Genomic DNA, 12,497 nt, shown 5'->3' with positions numbered 1-12,497 from the left:
CGATGGCCGTTTGCGCTTACAGCCCGATACACTGGTGAGGTGCAGCTGACGCCCCATTCTCACCAGCTCCTATGACCTCCCCAGTCCACCGTCCAGAGCGCATGCTCGTCTCGGAGGCTCCTGCCGTCACGGTGGTGCTGACCGTGGGGGTGCTGGCGCTGGTGATGGTGTCGCTGGGCGGCATCCTGGGAGAGGGCACGGACAGCCAGCACAGGCTGGAGCCCTTCATGGAGCTCGTGGCCATCCTGCTGGCATTGCTGGTGGTGTCCGTGTCCCTGCACGTGCTCGACGAACAGGACCAGGGACGGGCGAATGTGCTGGTCGCCGGCTTCGGCGTCGCAGCGGTCTGCAATTTTCTGCACGGCGTGCTGGCCCACGCCACCCCGCAGCCGGCCTCTCCCCTGGTCACGGACATGGCGCTGTGGCTGGGCACCTGGGTGCGTGCGGCCGAGTGCGCCGCGCTGCTGCTCACGGCACTGCACGCCTCCCTGCCCGGGCCCGCCCGGCTGTGGGCGGTGGCGGCGGGCGCATTTTCCCTGCTGCTGGTCTGGGCCGCCGTGGGGCCGCTGGCCCATGGGTTTGCCCAGGCATCGGGGGGCGTGCTGCCGGTGCTGATGGCCGCCGTGCTGTGCCTGGGCCTGGTGGTGGCCGCCGTGCTGCTGCGCCGCACCGCCAGCGGCGACAACCGCACCCGCGCCCGCCTGCTGGCCTGGGCCGCGGCCACGTTCGCGGTGGCGGAATGCCTGGTCGGCCTCTCGGGGTTTGCGCAGTTCGGCTGGGCCGACATGCTGGCCGACGGGGTGCGCGTCGTGGGCTACGCGCTGCTGTACCAGGCGGTGTTCGTGGCCGGCATGCGCCAGCCCTTCGAGCGGCTGCACCAGGCCGAAGCCCAGCTGCGCGAGAGCGAAACGCGCCTGCAGCTGCTGGGCCGCAACCTGCCGCTCAGCGTGCTCTACCAAGTGGTGCGCGAGACCGACGGCCGCATGCACTTTGTGCACATGGGCGATGCCATCGAGCGCCTGAACGGCCTGCGCACCGAGGACATCCTGCGCGATCCGGGCGTGCTGTACGCGCAGATCCTGCCCGAAGACATGCCCGTGCTGGAGGAGGCCCGCGACCGTTCGCTGCGCACCATGGGGCCCATGGAGGCCAATTTCCGCATGCGCGTGTCCTCGGGGGCGGTGCGCTGGATCCATCTGAGCTCCTCCCCCCGCCTGCTCGACGGCGGGCGCGTGATCTGGGACGGCGTGCAAAGCGACATCACCGCCGAGCGCGAGGCCGAGCAGGCCGCCCACGCGCACGAGGTGCAGATGGCCAACATGCTGCGCCAGGTGCCTGGCGGCGTGGCGCGGCTGGACCGCGACTACCGCGTGCTCTATGTGAACGAGCAGCAGGCGCGGTGGCTGCACCGCACTCCGGATCAGCTGCAGGGGCAACTGCTGCAGGACGTGATTCCCACCGCGGTCATGGCGCGCATGCGGCCCCAGCTGCAAAAGGCCTTTGCCGGAGAGACGGCGGTGTTCGAGAACCGCATCGATGGCCTCGATGGCGCGCAGTACCGCCACACCACCCTCGTGCCCGAGTCCATCACGGACCAGGGCGTGCTGGCCGTGGTGGTGTTCGCCTACGACCTCACCGAACTCAAGCGCATCGAGATGGAGCTGGCCCAGCAGAAGGCCCACCTGGCGCGCGTGGTGAACGCCATACCGGACATGGTGTTCCTCAAGGATGCGGATGGCGTCTACATCTCCTGCAACCCGGTGTTCGAACGCTTTGCCGGCAAGCCCGAGCGCGAGATCATCGGCTGCACCGACTACGACATTTCTCCCGCCGCGGATGCCGAGCAGTTCCGCGCCTACGACCGGCGCGCCATGCAGGCCTGGCAGCCGCTGGTCTACGAGGAGCAGCTGACCTTTGCCGAGGACGGATACCAGGGGTATTTCGAGACCATCAAGACCCCCATCCGCGACCTGCATGGCCGGGTCACGGGGGTTCTCGGGGTGTGCCGCGACATCACCGACCGCAAGCGCGCAGAGCAGGAGATCGAACGCCTGGCGTTCTACGACGCGCTCACGGGCCTGCCCAACCGGCGCCTGCTGCTCGACCGCCTGCAGCGCTCCATCGCCGCCTGCCAACGCAGCAAGAACCTGGGGGCCCTGCTGTTCATCGACCTGGACAACTTCAAGGACTTGAACGACACCCTGGGCCACGACATGGGCGACCAACTGCTCTCCCAGGTCGCCACCCGCCTGGTGGGCAGCGTGCGCGAAGCCGACACCGTGGCACGCTTTGGCGGCGACGAATTCGTCGTCATGCTGGACAACCTGAACCCCGAACTGCAGGACGCCGCCGCCCAGGCCGAAACCGTCGCCGAAAAACTCCTGGCCAGCCTGAACCAGCCCTTCGCCCTCGGGGGCCAACAGCACTACAGCACCCCCAGCATCGGCATCACCCTGTTCGGCGACGAACGCCTGTCGGTGGACGAACTCCTCAAGCGCGCCGACCTCGCCATGTACCAGGCCAAGGCCGCCGGGCGCAACACCCAGCGCTTCTTCGACCCGGACATGCAGGCCGCCGTCAACGCCCGCTCCAACCTGGAAGCCGACCTGCGCCAGGGCCTGGCGAGGAACGAACTGCTCGTGCACTACCAGCCCGTCGTGGACCACCAGGCGCGCCTGGTGGGAGCAGAAGCCCTGGTGCGCTGGCGCCACCCCCAGCGCGGCATGATCAGCCCGGGCGACTTCATCCCGCTGGCCGAACAGACAGGCCTCATCCTGCCGCTGGGCCAGACCGTGCTGGAGACCGCCTGCAGGCAACTGCAGCGCTGGGGCCAGGACACGGCCACCGCCCACCTGTCCATCTCGGTGAACGTCAGCGCGCGCCAATTTCGCCAGCCCGGCTTCGTGGCCGAAGTGCTGGACACCCTCAAAGCCCACCGGGCAGAACCCCAGCGGCTCAAGCTGGAGCTGACCGAAAGCCTGCTGCTGGGGGACATCGAAGACACCATCGTGCGCATGGAACAGCTCAAGGCCCAGGGGGTGGGGTTCGCGCTGGACGACTTTGGCACCGGGTACTCCTCCTTGAGCTACTTGAAGCGGCTACCGCTGGACCAGATCAAGATCGACCAGAGCTTCGTGCGGGACGTGCTGAGCGACCCCAACGATGCGGCGATCGTGCGCACGATCCTGGCGCTGGCCAAGAGCCTGGATTTGCAGGTGGTGGCCGAGGGGGTGGAGACGACGGGGCAGTTGGGGTTCTTGCGGCTGCATGGCTGCGAGGGCTTTCAGGGCTATCTGTTTGGCAGGCCTGTGCCGGTGGACCTGTTCGAGCGCGAACACCTGCCCGAGCCACCGCTGGCGGCCCCAGTCGCTGGAACCCCATGAGCGCCGTGATGGAAACCACCCGGCCCCCCTCCGCCTCCGGCGCCACCGTGTTGTGGGTGGATGGCGACGCGCAGCATGCGCAGGCGGCCATCGCCGTGCTGGCCCAGCGTTGCCCCGGCTGGCAGGTGGTGCACAGCCCATCGGCCGACGCCGCCTCCCTGTTGCTGGCCGCACAGACCTGGGATGCGCTGGTGTTGTGCCTGGACCCGCAGATCCAGGAACTGCCCAGCCTGCTGGAGCTGTGCGCCGGGCGTCCCGTGCTGCTGTGCCTCGACGCGGCGCAGGAAGCCCTGGCCGCGCGCGGTTTTCGCTGCGGCCTGGGGGACTATGCGCTGCGCGCGGCGGATGGCAGCCACCTCCCCGAGCTGGTGCACCGCCTGTCCGCCCTGGTCGGCCGCCAGGGGGCGGCGCCCGGCCCCGGGGCGGCACAGCCCATGCGCACAGTGGATGCACGCATCTGGCACGAGGCCCTGAGCCTGCTGCAGGAGCAGCGCCAGGGCCTGCAGGTCACCCTGGCCAGCATGAGCCAGGGCATTTTCCGCACCGGGCCGGACGGGCGCATCACCATCTACAACCAGCGCGTGCTGGAGCTCTTGGATCTGCCCGAGTCGCTGATGGCCGCGCGCCCGACGCTGGCCGAGCTGACCCAGCTGCAGGCCGACCGCGGCGACTTCGGTGCCAGCTACAACCTGGTGGACCACCGGGGGCGCGACTACATCGCGCGCTCTGCGGTGGACCCCTCGCCCGAGGTCTACTGGCGCACCACGCGCGATGGCCGCACCTTCGAGGTGCGCACCACGCGCCTGCCCGATGGCGGGCTGGTGCGCACCTTCACGGATGTGAGCGACTATGTGCGCGTGCAGAACGAGCTGCGCGAGAGCGAGGCGCGCTTTCGCAGCCTGAGCGACCTGTCGTCCGACTGGTACTGGGAGCACGATGCCGATGGCCGCTTCGTGCAACTGGCGGGCGACCTGAGCGTCAACGGCATCCCCCTGTCGAGCGTGATGGGCCGCACGCGCTGGGAGATCGGTGCGCTCAACATGGGCGACGCCGAGTGGGACGCCCACCGCGCCGTGCTCGCGGCCCAGCAGCCGTTCCGCGACCTGGAGCTGCAGCGCCAGCGCCCCGATGGCAGCATGCACTGGATCTCGGTCAGCGGCGTGCCCGTGTTCGACGCAGAGGGCGTGCTGCGCGGCTACCGCGGCGTGGGCCGCGACATCAGCGAGCGCAAGCAGGCGGAGCTGCAGATCGAGCGGCTGGCTTTCTTCGATGCGCTCACCGGCCTGCCCAACCGGCGCCTGCTGATGGACCGGCTGCAGCGTGCCACCGTCGCGGTGGGGCGCAGCCATGCGCATGGTGCGCTGCTGTTCATCGACCTGGACAACTTCAAGGACCTCAACGACACGCTGGGCCACGACACCGGCGACCAGCTGCTGGTGCGCGTGGCCCGGCGCCTGTCGGCCTGCGTGCGCGAAAGCGACACCGTGGCCCGCTTCGGTGGCGACGAGTTCGTGGTGCTGCTCGATGGGCTGCACAATGACGTGGCGCATGCCAGTAGCGAAGCCGCCACCATTGCGCAGAACATCCTGGTGGCGCTGGGCAAGCCCTACGACATGGAGGGCACCAGCCACCACAGCACGCCCAGCATCGGCATCGCGCTGTTCGGGCAGCGCTCGTCCACGCCGGACGAACTGCTCAAGCATGCCGACCTGGCCATGTACCAGGCCAAGGCGGCGGGGCGCAATACCCAGCGCTTCTTCGACCCCGACATGCAGGCCGCCGTGAGCATGCGCGCAGCGCTGGAAGTCGACCTGCGCCGCGGCCTGAACCAGCGGGAGCTGCTGCTGTACTGCCAGCCCGTGGTGGACAGCACCGGCAAGCTGCTGGGCGCCGAGGCCCTGGTGCGCTGGAACCACCCGCGCCGGGGGCTGGTGCTGCCCGGCGAGTTCATTCCGCTGGCCGAGCAGACCGGGCTCATCCTGCCGCTGGGCCAGTGGGTGCTGGAGGCCGCCTGCGCCCAGCTGGTGCAGTGGTCGCGCAGCGCGCTCACGCGCCCCTTCTTCCTGTCGGTCAATGTGAGCGTGCGCCAGTTCCGCCAGCCCGATTTCGTGACCCAGGTGCTCGGCGCCTTGCAGGCCAGCGGCGCCAACCCCGAGCGCCTGCGCTTCGAGCTCACCGAAAGCCTGCTGCTCACCGACGTGGAGGACAGCATCGCCCGCATGGAGCAATTGCGCCGCCATGGGGTGGGCTTTTCGATGGACGACTTCGGTACCGGGTACTCCTCGCTCAGCTACCTCAAGCGCCTGCCGCTGGACCAGCTCAAGATCGACCAGGGCTTTGTGCGCGACCTGCAGACCGATCCCAACGATGCCGCCATCGTGCGCACCATCCTGGCCCTGGCGCGCAGCCTGGACCTGTCGGTCGTGGCCGAGGGGGTGGAGACACCGGGCCAGTTCGAATTCCTGCAACGCCACGGCTGCCAGGCCTTCCAGGGCTACCTGTTCGCCCGCCCCATGCCGGCCGGGATGCTGGAGCGCGCCCTGCTTCCTGCGCCATGACAAACGGGGTGCCTGCGCGGCGCGCGACAATCGGCGCATGAAGAAACAGGTGCTGGTGGCGGGTGGGGGCATTGGAGGGCTGGCCGCGGCCCTGGGCGCATCGCGCGCCGGCTGGGATGTGCGGCTGTTCGAGCGCGCCGCTGCCTTCAGCGAGGTGGGGGCGGGCGTGCAGCTCGGGCCCAATGTGGTGCGCCGCCTGCAGGCCTGGGACCTGCACAAGCCGCTGCAGTCGGTGGCCGCATTCCCGTCCCGCCTGCAGGTGCGCAGCGCACTGTCGGGGCGCGAGCTGGCCGAGCTGCCGCTCGGGGCCACGGCCATCGAGCGCTACGGCGCCGCCTATGCCACCATCCACCGCGCCGACCTGCACGGCCTGCTGCTCGCGGCGGTGGAAAAGTACACCGACACCCAGCTCAACCTGTCGCACGCCATCGAAGGCTTCACCGACGGCAGCCGGGCCACCAGCCCCATCCCCGGGGCCGAGACCGCCGTCACTGTGCGCACCAGCCGCGGCAAGGAGGTGGAGGGCGATGCCCTGGTGGGTGCTGATGGCCTGTGGAGCGCCACGCGCCTGCACCTGCTGGGCGGCACGGTGCCACGCACCACGGGCCACCTGGCCTACCGCGCCCTGGTCGCGCAGGACGCCCTGCCCAAGGCCTTGCGCACCCAGCAGATCACCGCCTGGCTGGGCCCGCGCCTGCACGTGGTGCAGTACCCCGTGCGCCGGGGCGAGCTGCAGAACCTGGTCGTCATCATTGAAGGCCCGGCCCCTGCCGATCTGCAGACCTGGGACCATGCGGCCAATGCCGCCGACCTGGAGGACGCCCTGCAGGGCGCCTGTCCCGCACTGCGGCACGCCATCGATGGCGCGGCCGGGGGCGGCTGGCGCCTGTGGCCGCTGTCCGACCGCCCGCCCGTGCGCGGCCCGAACGACATGGCCCAGGGCCTGGTGGCGCTGCTGGGCGATGCCGCCCACCCCATGGTGCCCTACCTGGCCCAGGGCGCCGGCATGGCCATCGAGGATGCGGCCGAACTGCAGCGGGCCCTCTCCATGCATGACCTGGAGGTGCCGCTGCGCCTGACCCGCTACGCACTCAACCGCTGGCAGCGCAATGCCCGCGTGCAGGCCCGTGCCACGCGCAATGGCCGCATCTTCCACGCCGTGGGCCCGGTGCGCTGGGGCCGCGATGCCTCGCTGCGCCTGCTGGGCCAGCGCGTGCTGGACCTGCCCTGGCTGTACCGGGGCGATGGCTCGGTCGCCAGTTCGCTCTAGCCCGCGGCTACCAGCGGGCAATCCGCCAGCACCCGCTCGGCCAGGGTCTGGCGCAGCGCCTGCAGCGCGGCGATGCGGGCGTCGATTTCGAGCAGCTTGGCCGACAGCACCTCGGTCACGGCGGGCGCCGGGTCGGGTGCATCCCAGATGGCGGGCAGCCGGTCGCCGATTTCAGCCAGCGTGAAGCCCAGTTGCTGCGCGGTGCGGATGTACTGCACCAGCGTCAGCACCTCCTCGGGGTAGTCGCGGTAGCCATTGGGCAGACGGCGCGCGCGGATCAGGCCCTGTTGCTCGTAGAAGCGCAGGGCTTCGCGCGAGAGGCCGGCCGCGGCAGCGAGTTCACCGATCCGCATGGCGTTCCCCTTCCCCGAGGGCCCAGCGGATGACGGCCATCTGCATGGGCAGCAACAATTCCTTCTGGGCATGGCCCACGAAGCCCGGGTAGGCCACCGGGTCCACGGTCAGCTCGCGCCCCAGGCTGAAGGGTGGGGTGGGCAGCAGGGCCGGCTGCCCCAAGGCCGCCAGGTGCTCCTCGGTCAGCGGCACCAGGTCGGCCTGCGTGGTGGCGTCGGCCTGGGCGCTGGCCGGCCAGCTGTCGGTCACCACCACATCCACCGGGCCGGGCAGGGCCGAGGGCTCCACGAAGCTCACGTGGGGCAGCACCTCGTGGAAGCGCCGGTGGCACACCTGCACCAGGCCGAAGCCCAGCACCTGGGCCAGTTCGTGCCAGGAGCGGAACACATTGGTGCTGGGGCCCCACAGGCACACGCGCGCCTTGCCCAGGGGCTGGATGCGTGTCTCGATGTGCCAGGCATCGGTCAGCACCTCGCACGGGTGGCCCTGGGCCGACATCGCGTTGACCACGGGGCGTGTCGTCGCGGCTGCGAAGGCGGACAGGCGCGCATGGTCGGACTCGCGCACCACGTACAGCTGGTAGAACGGGTCCAGGTAGCCGGCCAGGTCCTCCACGCGCTCGCTGGTCTTGAGCAGGTGGGGCAGCTCGGTGAACGCCAGCCCCAGGCGCCGGAAGGCCTCGATGAAGGTGGTGCGCGTGCGGATGCCGTTGCCTTCGAACGACCAGGCCACCGTGCCCGCCAGGCGCGGCACCGGGGCGTCCACCAGGGACCAGATGTGGCGTATGTCGGCGGGCAGCAGGTCGCCCAGTTGGATCAGGTGCATGCGCGAAGGGCTCCTTGGTGGCGAGGCGCACAAAAAAAGTGCTTGACCCTGAAGCGTACTTCAAGGTGGAAGCTCGGGGACTTCTTCACTCCGGTCTTTTTCACGCCATGGCCCTCTCCGCCTTTTCCACACCCCGCTACCTTGCCATCGTGCGCGCCAGCGGCTGGTACGACCTCCTCGTCACCTGGCCTTTTGCCCTGCCCTGGACCTTTGCCTGGCTCTATGGCGCACTGGCCTGGCTCTCCGCCACGCTGGGCCTGCCCGGCACCCTGCACCCGCTGGACGGCACCCACATGCTGCTGGCCAACCTGCTCGGCTCGGTGGTGGTGGTCTGGTCCATCGCGCGCATCGCGGCGCCCAGCGTATTGCTGGGCCGGCTCGACGGGGTGGCGCGCGTGCTGTTCGCCACCTGGCAGGTCTATGCGGTGGCCCAGGGGGCCAGCGCCATCGTGCTCGGGTTCACCGCCTTCGAGCTGCTCTTTGGCGTGCTGCAGTGGTGGCGCGTGGCGGGCGAGGGCTCTGGCGCCTGTCCAGCCAAGCTCACTGCGCGGGCGCCGGCAACAGCCTGAACGAAGCCACGCCGACGGCCAGCAGCCCGGCAATGGTCAGCATGACGGCGGTGTAGGGGTCGGCACCGCGCGCCGTGGCCAGCGAGGCGGCCAGCCCCGTGATCCACTGCATCAGCGCCACGCCCAGGAACAGCGCCATGGTGAACACCGCCATGGCGCGCCCGGTCATCGCCGCAGGGTAGGACGAGCGCACGTCCGCGTACTGCAGCACCATGTAGCCCGAGAGCAGGCCCACGGCGATGGCGCCGCCCACGTCCAGCCATTCCTGGTGCAGCGCGCCGATGGCCAGGAACAGGCCGCACAGCAGCACCGTGAAGCCGATGATCCAGCGCCTGCGGTGCGCGGGCCCGGGGTCCAGGCGGCCAAACCATGCGGGGGTGAACAGCGACACCAGCGAGGTGAGAAAGGCCACATTGCCGCTGGCCACCAGCGAATAGCCGTGCCGCTCGATCAAGAGCGGTCCGAGCCACAGCCCGCGCAGCGTGAGGAAGGCGGCATAGGTGGTCAGCGCCAGCAGCATGATGCCGGCCGTGTGGGGCAGCAGGAACAGCGCGCCAAAGCCGCGCACGGCGGTGCCCCAGGACTCGCGCGGGGCATGGGCGGCATGCGGGGCCTGGGCCGGCTCGTGCACCTGCCACCAGATCAGCAGCCAGGCAGTCGTGGCCAGCCCTGCCAGCAGGCCGAAGCCGGCACGCCAGGACGAATGCTGCACCAGCCAGGCCAGCGGCGTGCCCGTGAACAGCATGCCCAGCCCGCCGATGCCCATGGCCACGCCCGACACCATGGCAAAGCGCCCGGGCGGAAAGTAGCGCGCGATGAACACCGTGCACACCAGGAAGGCCGGCGCGCAGCCCACGCCAATCAGCACCTGCCCGAGCAGCACCGTGCCATAGCCCGGCGCCAGGGCCGACAGCAGCGCGCCCACGATGGTGAGCGGAAACGCCACCAGCAGCGTGCGCCGCACGCCATACAGGTCGATGCCCACGCCCATGAACAGCTGCATGCCGCCGAAGGCGAAGGCAAAGGCCCCGGCAAAAGCGCCCAGTGCCTGGGCCGACAGCCCGAACTCCGCGCGCAGCCCGGTGGCGATGATGGCCGTGATGGTGCGAAAGGCCTGGCTCAGCGCAAAGCCCGAGATCAGGGCCAGCAGCATCACCCAGGCGGCGCGCGGTGCGAGCAGGGGCGGGGGAGGGGTGGGGTGGGCGGACTCTGCGGGCTGGGGCGGCAAGGGGTGTCTCCGGAAGGGCGAGCACGGTGCGCCGCCGCCGTCGAGCGTACACGGTGCGCGGACCACTGGCTGTCCCCCATGCGGAGGATGTCTCAGAGGTCCGTGCGCAGCTTCCAGATCTCCGGGAACAGCACCACGTCCAGCATCTTGCGCAGGTAGCTCACGCCGCCCGTGCCGCCGGTGCCGCGCTTGAAACCGATCACGCGCTCCACCGTGGTCACATGGCGAAAGCGCCACAGGCGGAAGGCGTCTTCCAGGTCGGTCAGCTCCTCACCCAGCTGGTACAGGTCCCAGTGCTTGTCGGGCGCGCGGTACACGGTGAGCCAGGCCTGCTCCACGCCCTCGCTTTCCACGTAAGGCTCTCTCCAGTCGCGTTCGGTGTGGCTGGCCGGCACCGGGATGCCGCGGCGTGCCAGCAGGCGCAGGGCCTCGTCGTACAGCGAAGGCGCTTCGTAGGCCGCCTGCACCTGGGCCAGCAGGTCGGCGCGGTGCTCGTGCGGCTTGAGCATGGCGCGGTTCTTGTTGCCCAGCGCGAACTCGATGCTGCGGTACTGGTAGCTCTGGAAGCCGCTCGACTGGCCCAGGTAGGGCCGCATGGCGCTGTACTCGGGCGGCGTCATGGTGGCCAGCACATCCCAGGCGTGCACCAGTTGCTCCATGATCTTGGAGACCCGCGCCAGCATCTTGAAGGCCATCTGCAGCTCGTCCTGCGCGATGTGGCCGATGGCCGCGCGCAGTTCGTGCAGCATGAGCTTCATCCACAGCTCGCTGGTCTGGTGCTGCACGATGAACAGCATCTCGTCGTGCGCGGGCGACAGCGGCTTCTGCGCCGTGAGGATGGCGTCGAGCTGCAGGTAGTCGCCATAGCTCATGGACTTGCTGAAGTCGAGCTGGGCGCGCTCCTCGTGCACGATGGATTCAGACTTGCCGCTGGCGGCGGGGGCGGCCGCACCGGGTTCGGCGGGGGTGTGGGAGAAGGGGCACATGGCTCAGGTCACCGCGTGGATCTGGTTGAACTCGGGGCGTCGCCACTCGCCGGTGTCCAGCACCTCGCGCAGGTGCTCGACGGCGTTCCATACGTCCTCGTAGCCGAGGTACAGCGGCGTGAAGCCGAAGCGCAGGATGTCCTTGTGCGGGCCCTGGCCGCCATCGCCCTTGCGGAAGTCGCCGATCACGCCGCGCGCGATCAGCGCCTGCACGATGGCATAGGCGCCGCTGCCCTGGCCGTTCAGGCCCTGGCCCTCGTCGCGCGTCAGGCACACCTGCGAGCCACGCTGGGCATGCGCACGCGGTGTGGCCAGGCCCAGGCCGTGGCCCGCGCAGCGCTCTTCCACCAGCGCGATGAACAGATCGGTCAGCGCCAGCGACTTGGCACGCAGCGCGGCCATGCCGCCCAGCGGCTGGGCCGCGTCGAACACATCGAGACCGCACTGCAGGGCCGACAGGCTGATGATGGGCTGCGTGCCGCACAGGTAGCGCGTGATGCCGGGGGCAGGCCGGTAGTCCGGCGTGAACTGGAAGGGCGCGGCGTGGCCCCACCAGCCCGACAGGGGTTGCCAGAAGCGGTTGGCATGGCGCGGATGCACCCAGGCGAAGGCCGGGGCACCGGGGCCGCCGTTCAAATACTTGTAGCCGCAGCCGATGGAGAAATCGGCGCCCGCGCCATGCAGGTCCACCGGCACCGCGCCCGCGCTGTGCGCCAGGTCCCACACGGTGAGGATGCCTGCCGCGTGCGCGGCCGCCGTGATGCCGGCCATGTCGTGCATGGCGCCGGTGCGGTAGTTCACGTGGGTGAGCATGAGCACGGCGACATCGGCCGTCAGCGCGCTGGCGATCTCCTCGGGCTCCACCAGCAGCAGTTCCAGCCCGCGTTCCTTGCACAGGCCCTCGGCGATGTACAGGTCGGTCGGGAAGTTGCTGCGCTCGCTCACCACGCGCTTGCGCGCCGGGCTGTCTTCGCGCGCGATGTTGAGCGCAGCGCTCAGCACCTTGTAGAGGTTGACCGAGGTGCTGTCGGTGCAGACCACCTCGTCCTTGCCCGCGCCGATGAAGGGCGCGAGCTGGTTGCCCAGGCGCTGGGGCAGGTCGAACCAGCTGGCCGTGTTCCACGAGCGGATGAGGTCGGTGCCCCATTCGCGCGTGACCACGTTGGCCACACGGGCCGCGGCGGCCTTGGGCAGCACGCCCAGGGAATTGCCGTCCAGGTAGATCACGCCCTCGGGCAGGCTGAAGTGCCCGCGCAGCGGGGCCAGGGGGTCTTGCGCGTCGAGCGCGCGGCAGTCTTGCAGTGTGGTCATGGGAGTCGCGGGG

General features: G+C 70.0%; 9 protein-coding genes. 4 read left to right on the top strand and 5 right to left on the bottom strand.

The genetic code is table 11. From position 1 onward, the window contains the following. Positions 1–71: 71 nt before the first annotated feature. The 3 genes from AC3WOH_RS22435 to AC3WOH_RS22425 are packed head-to-tail and all read left to right on the top strand — an operon-like array spanning position 72 to position 7,211. Positions 72–3,383 carry a sensor domain-containing protein gene (locus AC3WOH_RS22435; RefSeq protein ID WP_492231538.1) on the top strand — a complete coding sequence of 1,104 codons (3,312 nt, stop codon included), beginning with the start codon at positions 72–74 and terminating at the stop codon, positions 3,381–3,383. Beyond that, complete coding sequence (locus AC3WOH_RS22430; protein ID WP_492231537.1) at positions 3,380–5,941, top strand: putative bifunctional diguanylate cyclase/phosphodiesterase; 2,562 nt, start codon at positions 3,380–3,382, stop codon at positions 5,939–5,941. Before AC3WOH_RS22435 ends, AC3WOH_RS22430 begins: the two co-directional genes overlap by 4 nt. A 37-nt stretch (positions 5,942–5,978) precedes the next feature. Next, positions 5,979–7,211, top strand: a complete 1,233-nt coding sequence (locus AC3WOH_RS22425) for an FAD-dependent monooxygenase (RefSeq protein ID WP_492231536.1) — start codon at positions 5,979–5,981, stop codon at positions 7,209–7,211. On the opposite strand, the gene AC3WOH_RS22420 is transcribed toward AC3WOH_RS22425, so the two are convergent. Beyond that, a complete protein-coding gene (locus tag AC3WOH_RS22420; RefSeq protein ID WP_492231535.1) occupies positions 7,208–7,564 on the bottom strand; it encodes a MerR family DNA-binding protein in 357 nt (118 codons plus the stop codon). The genes AC3WOH_RS22425 and AC3WOH_RS22420 overlap by 4 nt on opposite strands. Then, a complete protein-coding gene (locus AC3WOH_RS22415; RefSeq protein ID WP_492231534.1) occupies positions 7,551–8,390 on the bottom strand; it encodes an ornithine carbamoyltransferase in 840 nt (279 codons plus the stop codon). Before AC3WOH_RS22415 ends, AC3WOH_RS22420 begins: the two co-directional genes overlap by 14 nt. Before the next feature lie 107 nt (positions 8,391–8,497). On the opposite strand from AC3WOH_RS22415, the gene AC3WOH_RS22410 reads away from it, so the two are divergent. Continuing rightward, the gene (locus tag AC3WOH_RS22410) at positions 8,498–8,959 is read left to right on the top strand and encodes a hypothetical protein (RefSeq protein WP_492231533.1); all 462 of its coding nucleotides are present in this window, start codon (positions 8,498–8,500) and stop codon (positions 8,957–8,959) included. Here AC3WOH_RS22410 and AC3WOH_RS22405 read toward each other — a convergent pair. The 3 genes from AC3WOH_RS22405 to kynU form a co-directional block, all read right to left on the bottom strand. Then, entirely contained in the window at positions 8,931–10,187 is a 1,257-nt protein-coding gene (locus AC3WOH_RS22405) for an MFS transporter (RefSeq protein WP_492231532.1), read from the bottom strand. The two genes, AC3WOH_RS22410 and AC3WOH_RS22405, sit on opposite strands and share 29 nt — an antisense overlap. 92 nt (positions 10,188–10,279) lie before the next feature. Then, entirely contained in the window at positions 10,280–11,173 is an 894-nt protein-coding gene (gene kynA / locus AC3WOH_RS22400; protein WP_492231531.1) for a tryptophan 2,3-dioxygenase, read from the bottom strand. 3 nt (positions 11,174–11,176) lie between these two features. Further along, entirely contained in the window at positions 11,177–12,484 is a 1,308-nt protein-coding gene (gene kynU / locus AC3WOH_RS22395) for a kynureninase (RefSeq protein ID WP_492231530.1), read from the bottom strand. Between the last annotated feature and the right edge of the window lie 13 nt (positions 12,485–12,497).

It is taken from the genome of Acidovorax sp. FW305-C-20-28 (genome assembly GCF_058783375.1).
The sequence above is the reverse complement of the archived record's forward strand: the minus strand, read 5'-3'. Positions and strand labels throughout refer to the sequence as shown.

Bases quoted from the DNA above. Each gene is read 5' to 3' on its own strand.
- kynU (WP_492231530.1), bottom strand. From the start codon at position 12,484: ATGACCACACTGCAAGACTGCCGCGCGCTCGACGCGCAAGACCCCCTG.
- AC3WOH_RS22415 (WP_492231534.1), bottom strand. From the start codon at position 8,390: ATGCACCTGATCCAACTGGGCGACCTGCTGCCCGCCGACATACGCCAC.
- AC3WOH_RS22425 (WP_492231536.1), top strand. From the start codon at position 5,979: ATGAAGAAACAGGTGCTGGTGGCGGGTGGGGGCATTGGAGGGCTGGCC.
- AC3WOH_RS22430 (WP_492231537.1), top strand. From the start codon at position 3,380: ATGAGCGCCGTGATGGAAACCACCCGGCCCCCCTCCGCCTCCGGCGCC.
- AC3WOH_RS22410 (WP_492231533.1), top strand. From the start codon at position 8,498: ATGGCCCTCTCCGCCTTTTCCACACCCCGCTACCTTGCCATCGTGCGC.
- AC3WOH_RS22435 (WP_492231538.1), top strand. From the start codon at position 72: ATGACCTCCCCAGTCCACCGTCCAGAGCGCATGCTCGTCTCGGAGGCT.
- AC3WOH_RS22420 (WP_492231535.1), bottom strand. From the start codon at position 7,564: ATGCGGATCGGTGAACTCGCTGCCGCGGCCGGCCTCTCGCGCGAAGCC.
- kynA (WP_492231531.1), bottom strand. From the start codon at position 11,173: ATGTGCCCCTTCTCCCACACCCCCGCCGAACCCGGTGCGGCCGCCCCC.